This is a genomic window from Floridaenema fluviatile BLCC-F154, assembly GCF_041929135.1.
In the GTDB taxonomy this organism is placed as follows: Bacteria; Cyanobacteriota; Cyanobacteriia; order Cyanobacteriales; family Aerosakkonemataceae; genus Floridanema; species Floridanema fluviatile.
On the sequence record NZ_JBHFNS010000087.1, the window covers coordinates 134,846 to 154,871 of the forward strand.

Below are 20,026 nucleotides of genomic sequence, written 5' to 3' on the forward strand. Positions count from 1 at the left end.
AAATGGAACCTATCTGATTAACAGAGGGGTTCGGATAGTAACTCCTCTTCTAGCTCCTACCTTCTGCCCTTGCCCAACGAGAAGTATAGTTTATGCTCACCAATAACCGGATGACAGCTAAAAAGGTTCTTGAGCGATATGCAGCAGGTGAAAGAGATTTCCGCCGTCTGAACCTTCGAGGTCAGTCATTCAAGGAGAAAAACTTGAGCGGTGCAGACTTCAGCGAAGCGGATATTCGAGGCACAGACTTTACCAAAGCTATTCTGAAAGATTCCAAATTTAAAGGTGCGAAGGCTGGATTGCAACGCCGTTGGGCTGTTGGGTTATTGATCGGTACATGGTTGTTAGCAGCAGTATCGGGTGTTTTTTTAGCGTTTCTTAGCTGTTTGGTAGCATCAATCCCCCCTAAAAACGACTCTCAGAACCTTGTTACTGGAGTAGTTTCGTTGATTACACTGTTGCTGTTGATCTTCTTGATTATCAGTATCCGCAATGAAATCCTAGCAGGCTTTGGAGCCTTCGCCAAAGACGGAGACGGAGCCGGAGCCGTCGCCAAAGGAGACAAAGCCTTCACCTTTGCCTTAGCTGGAGCCGTCACCTTTGCCTTTGCCTTAGTTGGAGCCGTCGCCAGAGCCTTTGCCGGAACCGAAGTCGGAGCCTTAGCCGGAGCCTTAGCTGGAGCCTTTGCTGGAGTCTTTGCCTTTGTCTTTGCCGTCGCCTTTGCCTTTGCCGTTGCCTTCGCCGTCGCCGAAGGCAGAGCCAGAGCCGTCGCCTTAGCCTTAGCTGGAGCCGTCGCCAGAGCCTTTACCTTTGCCGTCGTCTTAGCCGTCGTCTTAACAATATTTAGTGCTTACATTGGCTGGCGTGCTTTAACTGGAGACAAAAGAGATGCTTGGATTCGCACTGCTGCCATTGCCTTTGCTGCTACAGGTGGTACAAGCTTCCGTAGTGCAGACTTAACTGATGCAGACTTAACTGCTGCCACGCTCAAAAATACCGACTTCCGAAAGGCTATTCTGTTTCGCACTCGTTGGCGCGAAACCAAAAAGCTTGACCTCGTTCTTCCGGGAACAAGTTATTTGGAAAAAGCAGAAGTACGACAACTACTGATCACAGGACAAGTGATCACAGGACAAGAAAAAAACTTCGACCGTCTGGACTTGCGAGGAGTCAACTTACAAGCTGCCAATCTCGCCGATGCCAGCTTTCAAGGTGCGGATTTAAGCCAAGCTAATTTGCAAGATGCCGATTTATCTAGAGCAAAACTAGTACAAACGCAGTTAGATAAAACTGATTTAACTGGCGCTACTCTCACTGGCGCATATATTGAAGATTGGGGAATTACGAGGGGAACAAAGTTCGACGGTGTAAGGTGCAAATATGTTTATATGCGACTGCCCACAACACATAACCCCGATCCATTTCGTAAACCAGATAACCATAAAGAAATTTTTGCTGATGGTGAGTTTGGTAATTTTATTAAACCAATTGTTGATACTCTTGACCTCTACCACAACCAAAATGTTGACCCCCGTGCCATAGCAATTGCATTTAAACAGTTAGCAGAAAATCACCCAGATGCAGAGTTAGAAATTGTAGCAATTGAAAAACGTGGCGCTGGTAATGTCCTACTCCGTTTAGCAACTTCTCCCACTGCAAATCGTTCTGAGTTGAGCAGTGAATATTTTGATAAATACAACGAAATTAGAGCATTAAATCAAGAATTAAAAGCTAGATTAGCCGAAAAAGATAATCGAATTATCAGTTTAGAAAATATGCTAAAAACTGCTTTACAGAAACCTAGCTTTTATGCAGAAAACTATCACAATCAAGGAGGTACTATGTCAGATAATAGAGGCGATATTTACAATCAAAGTGGTAACTTTGGCATCGGTCAAATGAGCGGTGGCATCATTGGAGGAAATGCAAAAATTGCTGGTGCGATTAATGAAGGTGCAGTTAATGAAGATGTGGTTCACAAAGACGAGAGCAAGCGAAAGATTTTGATTTTAGCAGCCAATCCCAAAGGTATGGCACAACTACGCTTGAATGAGGAAGTGCGTGAAATCGATGAAGGGCTAAAACGAGCTAATAACCGCGATCAGTTTGTCTTAGAGCAGAGTTGGGCGGTGCGACCTGGGGACATTCAGAGGGCAATGCTGGATCACAATCCCCAAATCGTTCATTTCTGTGGGCATGGTACGGGTGATGACGGTTTGATATTTGAAGATGAAACTGGGCAAGCAAAGTTAGTTGATGGACAAGCCTTATCGAGATTGTTTAAACTGTTTACAGATCAAGTGGAGTGTATTGTTCTTAACGGTTGTTACACTGAAGTACAGGCAAAGGAGATCGCCAAACACATTAGCTATGTTGTAGGTATGAATCGGGCAATTGATGATAAAGCAGCGATTAAATTTGCAGTGGGGTTTTACGATGCTCTAGGTGCAGGGCGATCCTTTGAAGATGCGTACCAGTCTGGCTGCGTTGCCATCGGATTAGCAGGTATTTCAGAGGAATTAACACCTGTCTTAGTAAAGAAGTCAGACTTGGAAGCAATATAAAAAGTAAGTATCAAGTTTATAGCTTGTCAGAAGAATTTGAACACAACTTGGTGCATACTGTAATCAAAAGTGAGTGTAAATTCTCTTATGCTTGCTACGTTAATTTCACTCAAAACCACACAAAAGGTGGCAACAAGTTAAAAAAAATTAGGCTATAAATAATTTAATTCCTTCATAAAGTAAAGACAGCCATGACGCACAATAAGGAGACTGACCCAGGCAAGACTGACTTAGGCAAAGCTAGTTCCTACGTACAGAGCGGAAATTTCGGCATCGGTCACATGAGTGGTGGCACAATCAAAGGAAATGCAAAAGTTGCTGGTGTCATTAATGAAGCCGAACAACGAAACTTAGCTGAAGCTGCTAAGGAAATTCAGCAGTTATTGGAACAGCTAGACAAGTCTTACTCGACTGATACTACTGCTAGTAAAATGGCGATCGCAACTGAAGCCATGAAGCAAATAGAAAGTAACCCTACCATGTTGGCACGGATAATGAGTGCTTTAAAAGCAGGTGGTGTTTCTGCTTTAGAGTCAGCACTTGACCATCCTGCTGCTAGTTTTGTGATAGCTGCTTTGCAAGATTTACAAGAAACGGGGAAGGCTGAACGTTGATGTACTTCAGTATACGATCGCTTTTTCAGGATTTAACAACTTTATCAGGAATGGATAATGGATGATACACAAAAATTCCCACAGGGTCTTAAGAAAACTGAAACTAATAAAATTGATAAAACTAATAATGAGATCGATGCGACTCAAAACAATTATTACAAGCAAAACGGAAATTTTGGTGTAGGTGATTTGAGTAATTCTCGCATAGAAAATGCAAATTTTGTTGGAAATCTAAGCATAAGCTATAATCGGAATGATGACTTTAGTAGTAATCAAAAAAGTCTACAAGAATTTACGAAAAAGTTGGAAGTGATCTCTGTTTTTTCTGAAGAACACAAATATAACGGAGAATTGGTATTTTTTGAATTACTTCATTTTTGTAAGGAAGAGGAAAAGATTAATTATAAAAATGTGCTTGTTAAACTAACAATCACTTTTAATGAAGCTAGAGAATCTTTTTCTTTCCCTGTAACTCCCTGGAGAAATTCAAAAAATGTAACTGTTAGATTCGGAATAAAACGTGGAGAGCTATACTTGAATCTTGACAGAACTAGTATACCTTTGGAAAATCGTAAAACACTACTATCAGATTATTGGAATGCTGAGCCAGTTGGGACTAATAAATTGCCTAAATGGGTATTTAAACCTCTGGCAGGAAAGGACATATTAGAAGGAAAGCTTGAAGGTGGACATTTAGTAACCAATGTTGATTTACAGAATAATGATTTTATCGAAGCAATTTTTAAAGTTGATATTAACAGACAAGATATTGTTGTAAATTTTCTAGATACGGTAGATGAAAATAAAAAAAGAAAGGAAACTAAGATAGCTGCATTTTTAAAATATATAGAACCAAAATTGAAAGATTATGTGGGTAAGGTTAAATTAAAATTATGTCCCAGCCATTAACTCCTGAAAAATTTGTAGCACTTCTAGAAGCGATTGATAACGAGCCTACAGGTAAACTTTCAAAGCTTGCAAAGATTGCGGGGTTGAGTTTGGCTGAGGATTATATCGGAGCAGATCTTAGTGGAGAGGATCTCAGCAACGATGATTTGAGTGGTGCAAATCTGAGCGGTGCTAATCTAAGTAATTCCAACCTTAGCGGTACTAATTTAAGTAATACTAATCTAAGTAATTCAGATCTCAGTGGTGCCAATCTGAGTGGTGCCAACATCGTAGGTGCCAACCTGTTTCATGCTAATCTGAGTGATGCTAACCTGAGTGATGTTGACCTGAGTGGTATTGTAAAAAGTCTCTCTAAGATTCATCAACAAAGCATAAATAATACGGAGTTACAAATGAAAACAATTCGCGCTTTAACTCCTCTATGTTTAGCAATTATTGGTGGAGTAATTGGACTTGCTGTTCTGCTTAATCCGAAACTTGAAAGTAATCAGCAGATAGCTGGACTCGGATTGGCAGGAACGGCGCTTGCTGGAGCGGCTGGTCTTAGTTTTGCACAGTTAATTAAAAGCGAATCTTGGTTAGAGGAAGACGAGTTAGAGGAATATAAGCGATATCACAGAGATTTTTAACATTTCCAGCCATCTTATTTGAAAAAGTAATAGAGAAAGTTTTAGCTGGTATACATAACTAGTAAACCTGCGTTAAAATAAAGAGACAAGGCAAGGGATAAGACAAAAGACATTAACTATGGAAACCGAAGTTATTAACCAACAGGCAGAAGCGATCGATCGGACTGAGGTAGAAGAAGATCGACACGCTGAGGCGATCGCTGCTTTAGTATTTCCCAATGAAATAGAACCACAGCTTAAACTGCAAAAATACAAATGCCCCGTATGCCGTCAGGCTATCCAGCAAGGTCAACGGCTAGAAACAGACACAACAGAAGAAGGGCATATCTTAGGCGTGTTACATGAAGGCTGCAAAGAAGCGGTTGACGTTTATCGGACGCTGGACAATAAAGCAGGTATCGCTAACTATCTGAAAAAAGCAGAACCTACTGATAACTACCCCCCGGCTCAACTGGTAACTCTCAACGAATGGTTAGAGTCTGAAGGTTTAAACTTGGACAAGTCCGAAAAGCATCGGTTAGCGGCGGCGGTGTCCAAAAAGTATCAGGAAGAGACAGGTTTAAAACCTAGAACTGTTATTCGTACCATTGCATCTGGAAAGTTTGCTAACAAGGCAAAAGGCTATAGACCCGAACATTTAGACATCTTGAAAAAAGCTTATGCTGAAATAACCAGTTAACTAGTTTTTTGACAATAACTTATTAAAAAACCCTTGGATAGTTCCAGGGGTTTTATGTTGGGTATTTCTAGTTTGTAAACCAGTAGACTAGTTTCTATTATTGGTAAGTCCAAGTATTAAAAACGATCTCAAACTCAAGCATTGACATATTATTACCCATGCGATCGGTTTCGGGAAAGTTAGCCCCCGCAAACTGGCACTCGTTCAGAATAAAAGTACCTGCTCCATCGATCGGTTTACCTTGTAAGTCAACTGTTACAGGTTGAATACTAACGTTAAAAGTTTCTCCCCCTTCTGCTACTTGCTTTCTATAAAACTCAATAAGAGCCTTATCTTTTGCCGGATCGAAAGGTTTAGATAAGGTCACATTTTCACGACTAGTAAAGCCTAAATGTTTGTAAGTAGTACCAGTAACCCCATCGTTATAGTCCACAGAGTCCCTACGTTCTCTGGGAGAGGTGCATCTAGTAAAATAACCCTCTTGACCAGCCATTGTTACCAAATACTGCTTCTGATAGGTCGGTTTTAAGTTGCTAGGCATTAATGTATAAAGTTCTTTCTTTACGTCATCACTATGCTGTAGGTTTACTAATAGTTTTACAGAGTAGTTTTAGGAAAGTTTTTTAAACTAGTGATACTTTACAGTAATGGATAAACCCAAATATTTAGCAGATGAAAAAGGGAATATTAATATAGTTTTGCCAGTATCCGGCGCTAACGTTAGCCTCAGACCGCCAAAAGGTAAAGACCTTGCTGCGATCGAAAAAGCATCAAAGACAGAAGACATTACCAATGTCGAGATCATGGCTTCTACCATTGCTCTTTTAGCCTTACCCAAGATGTCTAAAGATGAAGCTTTAGAGTTGGATGGAGAAGACTTAATAGAACTAGGGCAAGCGTTGAGCTTTTTTCGAGTTCTCGGTAGAAATAGCCAGTAAAACTAACGAAGTCTACTACACCTTAGAAGGTCGTAGGTTTACTCTATATGAACTTAAAAAAGCCTTGATAGCGTCCTGTGGCGGTAAACTCACATCAGCCTACCTCAACATCTGGAAGCAACATCTATGGCAGATCGTAGAAGTTATTGAGATAATAAACGAACTTCATGAGGAAGCTAACTCAACTGAGGAAAATATAGAAGACTGGATAAAGTGACTTTTAAAGCCTAGTACACTGGTTTACATAGTTTGTTTACCTGCTTTAGGCTAAAGAAAGTCTCAGCAGGATGTAAAGCAATGGCTACAGCAACAGCGATCGACATCAATGGTTTGGATATCAAAGACATTTGCGTTTATGGGCAAGACATCGACATAGATCGTATTTCCGATATCTACTGGGATGGAAAATATGAGGGTGTGAGCTATTGGGACGCGCTTGAAATGTTCATTTACCTGATGGATGGTACAGAGATCGCCGTCCATTCTTTCGACTTAGATCCTGATGCTGAGAAAGCTTTAGCCGCTTGGGTAGGTGTGTAGTTTTTAGAATATCCTTGGTTTTGCAAAATGCCCCGGTTTTACTGGGGTTTTTCTTTTGTTAGACTATTGACTTTATTGTTTTATATGTTGACCTACTATGTTAACTAGTATTATAATAAGGGCATAACCAAGGACACCAAGACATTAACTAAAGCTATGGCGATAGATAACTTACTGTTGCATCAGTACCTTAACCTGCACAGTATCAAAGCTATTAACTGGCAAGGTAAACCAAAAACACCTTTTAACTTTATCTGTGGCTTTTTCTACCCACTTTGGAAAGATGAAGAAATACCCGATGATACCAACACAGAAGAGTTTTACCTTACTGAGGATGAATGGGAAGAAGTTGATATGTTGTTAGGCGATGAAGAAGATGATCTAGAGGATATCGATCCCGATCTAGATATCTGGTAAAAGCTTCCAGTTACACTGGTTAACATAGCAAGTTAACTAATAAAACTCAAGTCATAACTAAAAGCTTAAACCCATGACCGCAACAACAACCCACAAACATAACCCAGACTGGACAGTAGTAGAAATGGAAGACGGGACGGTATTACAGCTAGACCAAATAACCGAAGTATCCTGGTTATTTCAAAGCAAAGGTTTACCGTTTCATAAAGCCCCTGGTATTTCTATCGATATGGAAAGCGGGGAAGAGTACTGGCTACCTATTTTCGATGTTTCCAGCGACTTAGAAGAAGCTCTAGGGGACTGGCTAGTAGTTTAACTTAACTAGTTGACATAGTTAGTTAACAAAAAATGTCAGCACATAACCAAGACATTAACCAAAGGACTTAAAGCAATGACAACCGTAACCAGTAATGAGCATTACAACCTTACCGAACACCCGATCGCAGAAAGCGACATTAAAGATATTGACTGGGAGGATAGCGATCGGTTTTGGGTTGATGTAGAAGTTTTTCAAGTGACCTTAAACGATGGAACTAAGTTAACTATCGATACCAAAGAAGTATCAGACGCAGTACAAAAGGCTATCTGTGACTGGCTTTTTAATAACTTTGAACCTGTACCGGATACTTTAGACCCTTGCGAGTGGGAACTAGAAAATGAGTTACCTTTTGAGGATGAAGAAGAAGGTGATACGGGTAATGTTGATGAATGGTCTGAGTTACTAGCCTATGCAGAGATGCGATCGGAACAGGCTAAAGATCTATATGAACAATACATCGACACTTTAACCGCTTACTGACCAAATATTGACCATTTACTAACCAGATAACAACCTATGAAGACCCGATGAGTACTTATACTTACCGGGTTTTTCTTTTTCACTTGTAGACAAAGTAGGTTAACCTGTGTAATGATAATGACATAACAGGATGTTTAACGGTAGACAGATGAGTAAAACTTGTACCAAGTGTAAAACAGTCTATGAGGATGTTAGTAATAACTTTAGTATTAGGGTGGACAGACCCAAGAAGACTGATGGATCTGCTAACTACCAAAGTCATTGTAAAAGCTGCATCATAAAGTATAGCGTGGCTCACAGAAGAGGTGATATTAAGAGAACAAGACCGATATTACAAGACGGTGAATGTAGCAAATGTCATCTTATTTTTGAAAAGTTATCCGATCAGTTTTTAGTATCACACTATAAACAAGATGGTAGCCCTACATATAATCACATCTGTAAAGAATGCCGTAAGGAAAGACGTAAGAAAGCCTATCAAAAGAACCGAGATAAAGAACTAGCAACTATGCGAGAATGGCATAAAAACAACCGTAAAGCTGTCAATAAAAGACATCGGGAATACAGAGTTAAGAACCCTCATATATTTAATGCTAAAACTGGTCGTAGGCGGTTGTCAGTTACCGCAGCTACTAACATCTATGAGTTAAACTCTATTAAAGCGTTCTACAGTCACGCTCAAGATATGACAAAGGTTACAGGGGTTAAGTATGTCGTTGATCATATTGATCCGGTTAACCATCATTTAGTTTGTGGACTTAACTACCCAGCTAACTTAAGAGTTATTCCTGAAGAAGAAAATGGGTTAAAGTCTAATAAGTTTAAACCCTATGGTTTCAGTCGTGAGTTAGGTTACTATGCGATCGCTGTGGATGACCAGGAGCTATCAGTAATGTTAGATAACTGGTTAAAGTATGAGGAAACACAAACTGATCTACAGAATAAGAAACTAGCACAAGCTAAGACTGTTAAAAAGTTGAAAAATGAGATAAAGAGAACTAACAGAGAACCTAAAAAGAAAGCTCGTAAAGCTGATGCAAAAAATAAGTATAAAGGTGTTAATGAGTACTCTAAAGGTGGTTATAAGGCTAGAATGCAAGTTAAAAATAAAGAAGTTTGCTTCGGTTATTTCCAAGATGAACTAACAGCAGCTAAGGCTTATAATATTGGTTCTCGTCTACTATTAGGTGATGGGGTTTACCAGAATGACTTACCCGATGAAAACTTACCACTTGATACACTAGAGAAAATAGCAAATAAAGTTAATAAAGCTAAGGTGAAACTAGGACTTATTGACCACAGCTTAACAGCATAAAAACATCGTAGCAAAACAATAAAGCCTATAATCGACAAGGTTATAGGCTATTTATATTAATACAAAGAAATGCAGTTTGTTGACTAAGCTATGTTAACTCCTGGTGTCGCTATGGACTAACTTTTTGACCTTTAGTTACTGGTAGACCTACCTGAGAAGGATCTAAGCTGTTACCGTTGGCATCTCTCCATTCTATGTGTAAGTGGCTACCAAAAGACCGTCCTGTGTTGCCTACTTTTCCTATTTGTTCACCGCGTCGGACTTGCTGACCAACTCTTACGCCTAACTGTGATAAGTGTCCATACCTGGTAGTCATTCCGTTTTGATGCTTGATGTAAATAACATTGCCATAACCGGACTGAACACCTGAAATGGTTACTACACCATCATTAGATGCTACTACTGGTGTTCCTGTAGGCGCTCCAATGTCGATGCCATGATGGAAGCGAGTTGCTGACCTTGCTCGTCTGAGATCTGTAATAGTTCCAGTAGTACCATGAATGAAGGAACCAGACGGACTGGAAGGCGCTAAAGCCTCCTGTGAGCCTTGAGAACTAGAACTGCCTGTTAGTCCTGAGACATCAGAAACAGCACCAATAACTTCAATAGGACTGTAACAGTTAATATCTGTGGTTCCATCGCCTAAGTTATGGGTTACAGAGTCCACTAACCAGATGCGAGATAAAACCCCTGGTAGTCCGGTAGTTCTGACAGCATCCAACGGCTGAAGACCTAGAACAGCTTGATCGGAAACGACAGTAAACCGACTGGGTAAACCTTGGACGCGCTTAACTCTGCCTTTCTGCTGACTGGCGATCGCATCTTGCCCCGGCGCTAAAGTACCTGTTGCCTCTTCCTGTTTCTTCCCTGTACTAGCCTTGTCTTTTGCCGGATCGACTTCTGGCTTAACCTGCTTAAACTGTCCTGTTAGTATATCAAGCTCTACCTTAGCGTCCTGTTGTACTAACGATGAGCTTTGGTCATCCTTCAGCTTGTCTAGTGCTAAGTCCTGAATAACATAGCCGATCAGGTTACTACCAGGGCTGATAACTATCTGCTTATCCTGAATGTTTCTCAAGCTTTTGATAGTTATTACTAAGTTTTGCTCAGAAACAAATAAGCCGTTTTGTTCAGCCTCTCTTTTTAGTAGGGCATAGTCAGAGATACCAGTCTGATCGATGAAGGTGTACTGAGGATCGAAGTCTGCTAACCATTCCAGTTTTGCCCCGTGTGCTTTGGCTATTTTCTCAGCCAGTAGTTTAAGCGATAGGCTTTTCTCGGTTTTGTTGCGATCGCGTCGAGATAGCACCCATCTAATACCTTGCCCGTTGATCTTGGTCATTCCTTGATCGTCGGTTTCAGTTCCTTGGTGGTAAAACTCCCAGTTGTACCCTTCGGCTGAGACTGTTAGCTTAGAACCTTTGTAAACCTCAGAAGTAGCTAAAGGATCTTGAGTAGTATTTGCAGGTTGACTAGTTTGCTTATTCTCAGTTTTCTTAGGCTCGATAGTAGTTTTGTTGATGGGAGCAGGGTTTAAAGGTGTTTGCTTGGCTGTACTCATGAGGCGATCGATCTGGCTGTAGTATTCATTAGCCCATGCTTGGTACTTGCCAACCTGATCGGCTCTAATGCCGTTTACTGTCCGTCTTGCGTTGTAAAAGTCTCGTTTTTCCCCGTTTACGTAAGTTCCCAACTTAGCACCCGTTATAGTACCGTTTTTCATGCCGTAGACCATCGTAAATAAGGCAATATCCGGGCGTGTGGCTTGATCGGGATCGGCTACCAAGTCAGTACCAGTAAGCTTAGAAAACCTCTGATAGTTCCCCTTACCTGTGATCTGTACTAAACCTCTCAAATGTGTTACGGGTTAGCCGCTTCCGCTAACCCTCTGTAAGTTGCCCTACAGTTCAGACTATATCTTCAACCAGTGTGCTAGTTGCTCCCCGTTTCGAGGGTGCTTACCCCCTACTCTCTTGATGTACGAGCTTTTCTATGATCGTACTGAGATAGTCGTTGCACTTTACGGATAGAATGGCAGCGTTTTACTACTGGATAACTACAACCACAAGCTTGAGCTATTTCTTCTTTAGTCATCATCGTAGTTTCTAAGAGATGTTGTATTTTATCGTAGAGAACTTTAGTTGTTTTATTTTCACTACCCTTTCTATTCCTACCCCCATAACTAGGCTTTCTACCTAACTGCTCAATAGCGTGTATGGAGTTTTCTTGGTTAGTGACCCATTCTAAGTTTTCTACTCGGTTATCATCTCTGACACCATTTAGATGGTTTACTTGTGGTTTCTGATCTGGGTTAGGTATGAACGTTTGAGCAACTAAACGATGTATTGCCGTAGCTTTACCGTCTATTTCGACTCTCACGTAACCTTTAGAACAAGGGTAAGGTTTTAGTTGTACCCAGTAACTATCGAGATAAAATATTTTATTATCCTGTCTCTGACGCGCTCTAGGTTTATGTTTCAACTTCTTAAACACTTTCCCATCAGCAGATACTAAATAGCTATTTGTACCTTCTACCCGTCTTAGCTCAGTATTGTCCATTTTGGTTGTTATTTTACTGGTTAACCAAACTGGTTAACCTAGTTAAATTATAACTAACAAAAATGATGGATGTCCACTGACTTAGAGGAGTTTTACAAGAGCCAAAGTTTAACCCTTATATTTCTGTCCGTCCCCCGGTGAAGTATTCCCCAGATCTCGCCTACCCTCGTATGCACTACCGGAAGCGTTCTCTACCATGTCCCTACCCATGCTAGACTCGCCTTTTGCAGTTGCGAGAATATAGGCGATCTGACCTTTATCTGTTACCCCTTGCCTCAGACATTCCCTGACGATCGACTGTTCCCACTCAGCATCCGACTTTGGGGCATTACTCCAGATCACTTCACCATTACTACTAGTCCCCTGCTTTTGGTAGTTACCAGGCTGTACTGTAACCAGTTGAGTCCCATCGGCTGTAGCACCAGCAACCCCTGATGTAGAGCCAGAACTACCAGGCAGAGCAGCTATACCCCCGGCTGCTAGAGTATGCTTGATCATTGCGGCTGCAATACTGCCTGTAGGATCGGCAATAGTTACCTGACAACTACTAGACTTTTCTTGCTGTCCAAGGGTGACAGAAGCATCTAATATTTCTCTGCCTGTCTCCCAGACTTGCGGGAAACCTTCTAAAGTGACTGTTATCTTAAATGCCATTAAAAATAAACCTGACTAGCAACCAAAACTAAGCTGTTAAAGTTGAGTACAAATACTTGCTCATATAGGTTGACAAAGCAGGTTAACAAGGGTTATCTTTAAAGAGTCAGAGGTAATAACATTGCTTTAACGACAGACCAACCGCTAAGGCAGTAAACAAGACCTTTGAAGGCTGTTTAGTTTATGTGAGTAAAAACCATCCGACTGCTAGGTTTTACTTAGTACGGGATGAAGGGAAGAAGGGCGTAAGCAACGGCTATTTTCGGATAGCTCCCTAGAACAGAGGGCAAGTACCAACAGCTAAGACTGAAAGGATAGACTTTCTGGGAGTAGGTAAACCCAACTCGTAAGAGTTAGAGCAGGGATGCCATAAGCCTACCGTAGCGGCACGTTAGACCGAAGACGGACTGATCTGTAGTGAAGTAGTAAACACCTCAAAGTATAAGAAGCCTAGAGTAGTCCTACCACTTACAGGATCTTCTACGATCCCCGTTCTGACTGCTAGTTGAACAGCACTAGATGAACTTCCGAGATAAACGATCGGGCATGGTTAACTGAGGTTATCCAGACTAAAAACCCTTTTGGTTGTATAAGGTAGCACTGACTCAGTAGGTGATATAAACTGAGTGTACATCAAGGATGTGTTGCTAACAGGTGAGTGCTATTCACGCCACAAGGTAGGTATAGAAAGCTTGACGTTAACGGCTATACCTAACTTATTTAAGGGTTTAATAAATGAATGATGGGCAAAAAGCATGGTCTGAAGGAAGACCAGTATTTTATCGTTTGCCTGAGAAAAACTACCAGGATAACGAAGTAGCTGACGCTCTAACTAGTTGGACTGATAGGAAGCTGGTTGAGAAAAAGGAACAGTTAGAGAACTTTTATAAATATTTAGACCCCGATACTTGTCCAGATCATTTGCTGGACTATTTAGCGTTTCTGGTGGGGATGTCTGGTAACTATTGGGACGTAAGATGGTCTGCTAAAGTTAAACGGGACTTTATTAGATATGCTCATGTTTTCCTTTGGCGTACCAAGGGGACTTTAGCTTGTATCAAAAAAGTTTTAGACATTCACCAGTTAGAATATGATATCTGGTCAAAAGCTAGACTTTATCTGACTTTTAAGATGGGTGCTAGTGCCAAAATGTACGAGTCGGAAAGGTTGCGGCTGGTGGTCAGAGTGCCTTTTAAGTACCCCAGACAAAGGGAACACTGGAAAGAAGTCGAAAGAAGTTTAAGGAACTATGCCCCGGCTGTTGTAGAGACTAAAGTTAGTTATCCTTATTTCAATATGGGTACTAGTCGTATAGGCGATCTAATGTTTGAAAAGCCTGTTTAACAAGTTTACTTGGTAGTTCTAGAAGTTAAAAAGAACTACTTAAATGACTCAAGTATTATGCGATCTTTATGACTCTAGTGGTCAGCCTTTAAATGGTGCTATTAGGGTAACTTTAGACTATTCTGTAGGCAACCAAGGAACGGGCAAAATGTTCGTTTCTGTTCCTGTTGAAGTTCCTTTAGTTAATGGACAAGCAACATTAAACTTAGAACAGACAGAAGGTTCTAAAGTTAGTTACTTATTTGAAATATTACAGAATACCGAAGTAACTGAGACTGCTGAGGATGGCACTATTACAACTAAAACTGTTTTGGTTGCTGTAGGAGAGCCTTTTCATGCTGTTGTACCAGACTCAGGTACACCGATCCGCTTAACTGACTTGATGCCTACTGGGATAACTAGGGATGCTTTAGCGGCTGCGATCGTTACCATCACTCGACGGCTCTACAATGAGACTATGTTCTGGTCTGCACTGCAAGAGCAAATATTTAGGTCTAAAGGCGAGTATCAGGCGGATCGTCAGTATCGTTTAGGTGATGTAGTCAGCTATGCAGGATCGAGTTATTTTTGCCGTTCTGCGATCGCTGTTTCTGGGGTAACGCCTGCTAGTCCCTCTACAGTTTGGCAGTTGCTTGCTTATAAAGGTGATACAGGAGCAGGCACAACTGGGGTAGATCTTCCCTATGACGCTACTTTGTGGGATGGGCGGATCGATGCCCCTAGCATGAACGCACTCAGGGATATTATCGAAACTTTAGCCAGAAAAACTGATATCCCAAGCGATCGCGCTCCCATCAATAGCCCTAGTTTCTCTGGACTTCCTACCGTACCTTCTCCCCCGGCTGGTAATAACTCTGGACTCATCGCTAACACGGGATGGGTACAAGGGGAACTAGCACCTTTAAAAAATGCCCCGGCTCCTGTAACTATCCCGATCGGTACTATCATTGCTTTTGCTGGTACTTCGATCCCGGCTAAATGGCTAAGGTGTGACGGAAGTATGATCGATAAGACCAAGTACGCTCAACTTTATAGTGCGATCGGTAATACTTACGGCGCTGTTGATAGCGACTACGCTCAATATTTCAGACTACCAGACCTGAGAGGTAAAACTCTGATAGGGCGGTATTACAGTGAAACCAACCAAGGTACACCATCTTACGGTAGTTACATTTCAGACTCTTGGGCTACAACTTTAGGAGGTGTAGGCGGTGCGGCAACTGTGACCTTAACTACTAACGAAATGCCTGCACATAACCACATAGTAGAAAAATGTATGCAGTATCAAGGATCTTACGGCTCTAACCCTTACCCTACCAAAGCAGCCTCAAGTACTACTTTTTACGAGTACTATGATACTTTGTATTATTCGGATAGTTCTTACGGATACTGGCAACAGTTCATTAATACCCTGCATTACCGTACTGTAAATAATGGTGGCGGTGCAGCACATAATAACGTTCAGCCAAGCATAGCCATAAACTACATTATTTATGCTGGCGTTTAGACATTTTAGTAGTAGTTAAAAGTTTAAAAAGTTACTACTAAAAATGGCTTTATATCCTGATACCCCATTTTCTGAGGGTGATGCTTGGACACCTGACCTTGCTTATTTAGCTTTTCATCAGATCTTTGACGATCAACCGCAATATCTAGGACATCATCGCAGAATAATAGATGATGAGCTATCTAACGATCCGAGTGCTATTAAACCTCGTTTCAATGCGATCGAAAAAGCTCTACAAGTATCGAAAGTTGCTGGTCTGACGCTGGCTTATAATGCAGGCTCGGTTATTCTGCCTGATGGTACTTCTTTTGCGGTTGCGGCTGGTCAGTTAGTAGCGCCAGATAATAAAACTAGTTATGTATATGTTGACACTGATGGCACTGTAAAGATCTCAGATAACCCACCAGTTTTATTGATGCGACTTGCCAAGGTGATCACGTCAGGCGGTGCTATTTCTCAGGTCGTTGACTTACGCTCTTTGGCGGTCAAGTATATTATGCCAAGAGTCTCATCTATTAAGGTTTTTGGTGGTTCTAACGTTACAGATAAAGAGTGTACCAATGGGGAAACTTTCGATCAAGGTTTGTACTATTACCGAAACTTTACTGTTCCGGCTGGTGTAACCATCACTATTGATAAGTGGGCGAAAATATACTGTTCTGGTTACGTGCGTATTGATGGGACTGTCAACGTTACACCTTTTGCCCCCGGCGCTTCTTCCTATGGTACTCCTGTTAATGGTTATGGTGCTTTTGGTGGTGTAGCTGGTCACGGTGCGGGTTCTGCAAGTGCTACAGGAGCAGGATCGAATAACTGGACGTTTACTTATGGTTATGGTGGGCAAGCTTACGGATCGGGCGGTACTGGTGGTTATGTTATTGGTTCCCCGGTTGGCTCTACTTCTAATACTGGCTTGATGGTTACTGCTCCTGGTGGTGAAGGTGGTGGTGGTTTTTGGGTTGAGGCTGCTTTAGATATCGTGGTGAACGGTGGTATTTTTGCCAATGGTAATAAGGGCGGTTCACCTAAAGTAGTTAGCGGCTATGGTAACGGATCGGGCGGTGGTGGTGGATCGGGTGGTTTAGTCCTACTGAGTAGCCTATCTAAGGTCGTTGTTTCCCCGTCTGCAACTGTTTCTGTCAAAGGTGGCGCTGGTGGCGATGGGTACGCTCAGTTAGCTTCTGGGGACTATAACAGTGGGGCTGGTGGTGGTGGTGGCGGTGGTGGCTATGTAGTTCTTATTAGTCCTGATAACAACGTTTCTGGCGCTAATATTCTGCTTTCTGGTGGTGTTACAGGTCAGGCTGCTGGAAGCTACACGAAAAACTTAGGCGGTGGTTTTGGCGCTGGTTTTGGCGGTGCGGGTAGTCGTGTTGATGGTACTCCAGGGCAGAACGGAAAACTTATTTTAAGACCTTTTATTCCTATTGGGAGTTAATAGAAAATGCTGGTTTTAGTTGTTGGTAATGATATCGCAGGGGAAACTGATAGTAAAGATAACTTACCTGAAGGTTTCAGGGTTTTTGAGTTTGACAGAATGCCCTTAAATAACCTTTATTTTGATGGGGAAAAGATCCAAGTTATTCCTGAGAAACCTTCAGACAATGCTTACTGGACTGGTAAAGGTTGGGCTGAAGATATCCCCGATAAACCAAAAATAGAAAAAGCTAGTGAAGACCCTGTTTTTGCTGCTATTTATGGGGAAATATCCGGTATTTCTCCTGTTATTGCAGATACTTTAGCCTATTTTATAGCTAGGTATGAAAACAATGTGGAAACCCAACGGTTATATAGAGAAAAGCTTAGAGAACACGCTAAGAATAAAATAGAGAGAGAAAAGCAACAACAGAAACAAAGAGAGGAAGAGTTAGCAACTAAACCACCTACAGAACCTAATGAAACTTCTCAACCTCAACCTAATGAAACAGTTAAGGCTGATGGTAATAAAAACATTACTAAATAGCTTTATGAAGTGTTCAAGGTTAGGTGATGGCTAACATTAATATAGTGCCTGCTAAAGGTCAAGATCAACAGCAAGAAAGCTCTAATCAAAAGGTTATTATCGTTCAACAACCTACCCCCGAACCATCATCGGTTACAACTTGGGAGTATGTAGCAAAGATCGTTAATAGCGGTGCTTTTGCTGTTTTAGTTTCTTGGTGTGTAGTTGGTTTTCTTATTTGGAGAGGCGTTAAAGATGCGATCGCCAAACATTTAAGGTTAATGGAAACCTTAACTTTAACTACTAGAACGAACTCGCAAGTATTAGAAACTAATGCAGCATCGCTAAGAAGGCTTAGTCTTTCTAATGCCCGTGTTGCACGTATTTTAGAAAGGTCTAACTATTCTGATAATGACGCTCAAAGAGTAGCTGAAGAGTTAAAAAATACTTTAAGAGTTTTGGATATTTCAGCAGGTATGTTACAAGAATGTCAGAGTGGTTCGCATGAGGGAAAACCCAAAGAATCAGAAGATATTGAGGACTATCCAGAAGAGTAGAAAAACATGAGTATGATCCTTTTGTTAGGGTTGGGGAGCAAAATGTAACAACAAGATGAATCTAGAGACAGTAAAGACTATAAGAAATGTTTTCTAGGCATTCAAAGGTCAATTCTGTATTTCTCAGCAGTAGTTCGACTTAATTATAGACCGAAAGAAGCCAGAAACTACTATTGTGCTTGAAAGAAATTGCTCATATTTATTCACTTACATTAGTCAAATTTTATAATTTTTGCTTAATCACTTCCCACATTGAGCGAGTAACTCCTGACTTGGTTAAACCCTCTCCTCCGTCTTCAATTGGGGCTGTAAAATCTCTCACTTCAAATACTAGTGGAAAGTTCTTGGTTGCGCCATTACTCGCACTTAGGAACAAATTATGATACTTAGGTAGATCTTTTGCAAATCCCTGTATTGTCTTTTTATCAGCTAAACCACAAATGACTACCTTATCAATATCCTTTTGGTTAACCATCCGAGTCATTATTACATTATCCACAAGGCGAAAAACGGAGTCTGGCAAAGCTCCTGGTGTATTAGTTACAAAAAATAAATTCATACCTAAGTGTCTAATCAAAGGGATTAATTCATCGATATATCCCTCATCCATATACATATGTGCTTCTTCAAAAAATACTGAGGGATAGATAGGAATTTCTATTTTTCCGTTCTCAAAATATTCATACTGTTTACGACATATTTCTTTCATTTGGTCAATTACAAGGGTAACTACGACTCTTTGTATAATTGGAGAAAGACCGCCGATATCAAATACGATGACCCCTGCATTGTTTCTAAGCTCCTTTAAAGTTTGAGATTTACTGCCTTCTGAACCCTGGCTATCAATATCATGAGCCATTCTATAGAGGACTGTCCTAAGTGATACAACTCCGGTTTTCGTATCACGTTTTCCTTTACGAGCAGCTTCCTCTTCATTTGCTTCATCTTTTGTACAGAAAAGGTTATAGCTTATCAAATTGTTAATCCCACGCCTATAAGCACCAAGCATTTGCTCCTGAGTTCCTACAACATCATTCTCTTGCTCAAGTATAAAGTCTAGATCTGGCAGTCCACCAGCCGATTTCCTAGATTCAATAACTTCTGGTAAATTAGCTCTTACAGCATTATCTGTAGCAGTTGTATTAAACAAAGAAAGTTTTTCAAAAACTTTAAATATACTTGGTATAGGTAGTTGATCTAATCGAAACTTTAGATCTACAGTAGGACGAAATTTATTTGCTTTTGGAAGCTCACCATATTCACCATTAATATCAAATATAATAGAAGGCATACCTAAATTTGTTTGTAAGTGAATAATTCCTTTGGTAATATGCGATTTTCCTCCTCCTTTCATACCAGTAATTAAATTAACTTTTTCAAATCCTCCTGCATAAACATTAACATGGTGCTTTTTGTAAGAGCCTAAACATAGATTCAACCCATCTTCCTTTTTGAGAATATTATCTATTAGAAAAACTGGATCTATAGGAAATATATCAACATTTCGTGTTACAACCTTACCTTCTGGTTCTCTCCATTTCCCATTTTGTATAGAGTTACGAACAATAAACTCACCTATCAAAAATTCATCTATAATTTCCCTTGGTTCATTGCGGGAACGTTGATGAATTTCTTTATATTGAGCATTTGTTAGCAATCGAAATAACGCTTTACTATCGGCTTGCGGATAACTAGCAACTCCTTTAGAAACTATCTGGACAATTATCCCATTTTCACTTTCTTTTGATTCGTAATTTGCATCAGATTGCTTCCTTTCCCTCAAATACAGAACATCTCCTACCTCAAAATCTCTAGCTTTAGGATAAAAAATTATACTTCCTTCACTACCAGTTAATTCCATAAGTTGTGCTGAATCAACAGCATTTTCACTTGAAAGTTTAGATTTAACTGGTACTTCTGCTTCCAATTGAGTATCAATATCGACTTCAGGAGAATGAAAACCTGATGGTTTAAGTTCACTTGAATCTGGAGTTTTACCACTATTCCCTTGAGATTTTTTCTGTTGCTCTGTAGTCTTTTCGTTAGTCATACATCAATT

At 40.7% G+C, this 20,026-nt stretch carries 20 protein-coding genes and 1 pseudogene; 16 read left to right on the forward strand and 5 right to left on the reverse strand.

The annotated features are described in order from the left end of the window. Positions 1–92 precede the first annotated feature (92 nt). The 5 genes from ACE1B6_RS24105 (at position 93) to ACE1B6_RS24125 (ending at position 5,395) form a co-directional block, all read left to right on the forward strand. Complete coding sequence (locus tag ACE1B6_RS24105; RefSeq protein WP_413259819.1) at positions 93–2,564, forward strand: pentapeptide repeat-containing protein; 2,472 nt, start codon at positions 93–95, stop codon at positions 2,562–2,564. A gap of 191 nt (positions 2,565–2,755) precedes the next feature. Continuing rightward, a complete protein-coding gene (locus tag ACE1B6_RS24110) occupies positions 2,756–3,178 on the forward strand; it encodes a hypothetical protein (RefSeq protein WP_413259820.1) in 423 nt (140 codons plus the stop codon). 57 nt (positions 3,179–3,235) lie between these two features. Next, complete coding sequence (locus ACE1B6_RS24115; RefSeq protein ID WP_413259821.1) at positions 3,236–4,087, forward strand: hypothetical protein; 852 nt, start codon at positions 3,236–3,238, stop codon at positions 4,085–4,087. Then, complete coding sequence (locus ACE1B6_RS24120) at positions 4,072–4,716, forward strand: pentapeptide repeat-containing protein (RefSeq protein WP_413259822.1); 645 nt, start codon at positions 4,072–4,074, stop codon at positions 4,714–4,716. The genes ACE1B6_RS24115 and ACE1B6_RS24120 overlap by 16 nt, the downstream gene beginning before the upstream one ends. A 118-nt stretch (positions 4,717–4,834) precedes the next feature. Further along, the gene (locus ACE1B6_RS24125; RefSeq protein ID WP_413259823.1) at positions 4,835–5,395 is read left to right on the forward strand and encodes a hypothetical protein; all 561 of its coding nucleotides are present in this window, start codon (positions 4,835–4,837) and stop codon (positions 5,393–5,395) included. Positions 5,396–5,492: 97 nt separating this feature from the next. On the opposite strand, the gene ACE1B6_RS24130 is transcribed toward ACE1B6_RS24125, so the two are convergent. Then, positions 5,493–5,888: a hypothetical protein gene (locus ACE1B6_RS24130; protein WP_413259824.1), complete on the reverse strand. Its 396-nt coding sequence runs from the start codon at positions 5,886–5,888 to the stop codon at positions 5,493–5,495. A gap of 154 nt (positions 5,889–6,042) precedes the next feature. Here ACE1B6_RS24130 and ACE1B6_RS24135 point away from each other — a divergent pair, with 154 nt between their 5' ends. The 6 genes from ACE1B6_RS24135 (at position 6,043) to ACE1B6_RS24160 (ending at position 9,404) form a co-directional block, all read left to right on the forward strand. Then, a complete protein-coding gene (locus ACE1B6_RS24135) occupies positions 6,043–6,333 on the forward strand; it encodes a hypothetical protein (protein WP_413259825.1) in 291 nt (96 codons plus the stop codon). 297 nt (positions 6,334–6,630) lie between these two features. Then, entirely contained in the window at positions 6,631–6,873 is a 243-nt protein-coding gene (locus tag ACE1B6_RS24140) for a hypothetical protein (protein WP_413259826.1), read from the forward strand. 156 nt (positions 6,874–7,029) lie between these two features. Then, on the forward strand, positions 7,030–7,290 hold the full coding sequence (locus tag ACE1B6_RS24145; RefSeq protein ID WP_413259827.1) for a hypothetical protein: 261 nt from the start codon (positions 7,030–7,032) through the stop codon (positions 7,288–7,290). Positions 7,291–7,363: 73 nt separating this feature from the next. Continuing rightward, positions 7,364–7,606, forward strand: coding sequence for a hypothetical protein (locus tag ACE1B6_RS24150; RefSeq protein ID WP_413259828.1), 243 nt, complete (start codon positions 7,364–7,366; stop codon positions 7,604–7,606). 75 nt (positions 7,607–7,681) lie between these two features. Further along, positions 7,682–8,089 (forward strand): hypothetical protein, encoded by a 408-nt coding sequence (locus ACE1B6_RS24155; protein ID WP_413259829.1) that lies wholly within the window; start codon positions 7,682–7,684, stop codon positions 8,087–8,089. A gap of 289 nt (positions 8,090–8,378) precedes the next feature. Beyond that, on the forward strand, positions 8,379–9,404 hold the full coding sequence (locus tag ACE1B6_RS24160) for a hypothetical protein (protein WP_413259830.1): 1,026 nt from the start codon (positions 8,379–8,381) through the stop codon (positions 9,402–9,404). Positions 9,405–9,513: 109 nt separating this feature from the next. Here ACE1B6_RS24160 and ACE1B6_RS24165 read toward each other — a convergent pair whose 3' ends face one another. The 3 genes and pseudogenes from ACE1B6_RS24165 to ACE1B6_RS30185 form a co-directional block, all read right to left on the reverse strand. Next, entirely contained in the window at positions 9,514–11,190 is a 1,677-nt protein-coding gene (locus ACE1B6_RS24165) for a peptidoglycan DD-metalloendopeptidase family protein (RefSeq protein ID WP_413259831.1), read from the reverse strand. A gap of 179 nt (positions 11,191–11,369) precedes the next feature. Then, positions 11,370–11,963, reverse strand: coding sequence for an HNH endonuclease signature motif containing protein (locus ACE1B6_RS24170; protein ID WP_413259832.1), 594 nt, complete (start codon positions 11,961–11,963; stop codon positions 11,370–11,372). Between the two features lie 111 nt (positions 11,964–12,074). Continuing rightward, positions 12,075–12,167 (reverse strand): annotated as a pseudogene (locus ACE1B6_RS30185) (glycoside hydrolase family 19 protein); the annotation flags it as partial. Between the two features lie 1,185 nt (positions 12,168–13,352). Here ACE1B6_RS30185 and ACE1B6_RS24180 point away from each other — a divergent pair. Genes ACE1B6_RS24180 through ACE1B6_RS24200 form a run of 5 tightly spaced genes read left to right on the forward strand, consistent with a single transcriptional unit; the run spans position 13,353 to position 17,967 of the window. Next, positions 13,353–13,961, forward strand: a complete 609-nt coding sequence (locus tag ACE1B6_RS24180) for a phage tail protein I (RefSeq protein ID WP_413259834.1) — start codon at positions 13,353–13,355, stop codon at positions 13,959–13,961. A gap of 43 nt (positions 13,962–14,004) precedes the next feature. Further along, positions 14,005–15,468, forward strand: coding sequence for a phage tail protein (locus ACE1B6_RS24185; RefSeq protein ID WP_413259835.1), 1,464 nt, complete (start codon positions 14,005–14,007; stop codon positions 15,466–15,468). 43 nt (positions 15,469–15,511) lie between these two features. Further along, positions 15,512–16,906: a hypothetical protein gene (locus ACE1B6_RS24190; protein ID WP_413259836.1), complete on the forward strand. Its 1,395-nt coding sequence runs from the start codon at positions 15,512–15,514 to the stop codon at positions 16,904–16,906. Positions 16,907–16,912: 6 nt separating this feature from the next. Then, positions 16,913–17,431: a hypothetical protein gene (locus ACE1B6_RS24195; RefSeq protein WP_413259837.1), complete on the forward strand. Its 519-nt coding sequence runs from the start codon at positions 16,913–16,915 to the stop codon at positions 17,429–17,431. Positions 17,432–17,457: 26 nt separating this feature from the next. After that, positions 17,458–17,967 carry a hypothetical protein gene (locus ACE1B6_RS24200; RefSeq protein ID WP_413259838.1) on the forward strand — a complete coding sequence of 170 codons (510 nt, stop codon included), beginning with the start codon at positions 17,458–17,460 and terminating at the stop codon, positions 17,965–17,967. A gap of 223 nt (positions 17,968–18,190) precedes the next feature. Here ACE1B6_RS24200 and ACE1B6_RS24205 read toward each other — a convergent pair whose 3' ends face one another. Next, positions 18,191–20,017, reverse strand: a complete 1,827-nt coding sequence (locus ACE1B6_RS24205; protein WP_413259839.1) for an ATP-binding protein — start codon at positions 20,015–20,017, stop codon at positions 18,191–18,193. Positions 20,018–20,026 lie beyond the last annotated feature (9 nt).

Coding starts and splice junctions, on each gene's coding strand:
- ACE1B6_RS24105 (WP_413259819.1), top strand. CDS start 93: ATGCTCACCAATAACCGGATGACAGCTAAAAAGGTTCTTGAGCGATAT.
- ACE1B6_RS24110 (WP_413259820.1), top strand. CDS start 2,756: ATGACGCACAATAAGGAGACTGACCCAGGCAAGACTGACTTAGGCAAA.
- ACE1B6_RS24115 (WP_413259821.1), top strand. CDS start 3,236: ATGGATGATACACAAAAATTCCCACAGGGTCTTAAGAAAACTGAAACT.
- ACE1B6_RS24120 (WP_413259822.1), top strand. CDS start 4,072: ATGTCCCAGCCATTAACTCCTGAAAAATTTGTAGCACTTCTAGAAGCG.
- ACE1B6_RS24125 (WP_413259823.1), top strand. CDS start 4,835: ATGGAAACCGAAGTTATTAACCAACAGGCAGAAGCGATCGATCGGACT.
- ACE1B6_RS24130 (WP_413259824.1), bottom strand. CDS start 5,888: ATGGCTGGTCAAGAGGGTTATTTTACTAGATGCACCTCTCCCAGAGAA.
- ACE1B6_RS24135 (WP_413259825.1), top strand. CDS start 6,043: ATGGATAAACCCAAATATTTAGCAGATGAAAAAGGGAATATTAATATA.
- ACE1B6_RS24140 (WP_413259826.1), top strand. CDS start 6,631: ATGGCTACAGCAACAGCGATCGACATCAATGGTTTGGATATCAAAGAC.
- ACE1B6_RS24145 (WP_413259827.1), top strand. CDS start 7,030: ATGGCGATAGATAACTTACTGTTGCATCAGTACCTTAACCTGCACAGT.
- ACE1B6_RS24150 (WP_413259828.1), top strand. CDS start 7,364: ATGACCGCAACAACAACCCACAAACATAACCCAGACTGGACAGTAGTA.
- ACE1B6_RS24155 (WP_413259829.1), top strand. CDS start 7,682: ATGACAACCGTAACCAGTAATGAGCATTACAACCTTACCGAACACCCG.
- ACE1B6_RS24170 (WP_413259832.1), bottom strand. CDS start 11,963: ATGGACAATACTGAGCTAAGACGGGTAGAAGGTACAAATAGCTATTTA.
- ACE1B6_RS24180 (WP_413259834.1), top strand. CDS start 13,353: ATGAATGATGGGCAAAAAGCATGGTCTGAAGGAAGACCAGTATTTTAT.
- ACE1B6_RS24185 (WP_413259835.1), top strand. CDS start 14,005: ATGACTCAAGTATTATGCGATCTTTATGACTCTAGTGGTCAGCCTTTA.
- ACE1B6_RS24190 (WP_413259836.1), top strand. CDS start 15,512: ATGGCTTTATATCCTGATACCCCATTTTCTGAGGGTGATGCTTGGACA.
- ACE1B6_RS24195 (WP_413259837.1), top strand. CDS start 16,913: ATGCTGGTTTTAGTTGTTGGTAATGATATCGCAGGGGAAACTGATAGT.
- ACE1B6_RS24200 (WP_413259838.1), top strand. CDS start 17,458: ATGGCTAACATTAATATAGTGCCTGCTAAAGGTCAAGATCAACAGCAA.
- ACE1B6_RS24205 (WP_413259839.1), bottom strand. CDS start 20,017: ATGACTAACGAAAAGACTACAGAGCAACAGAAAAAATCTCAAGGGAAT.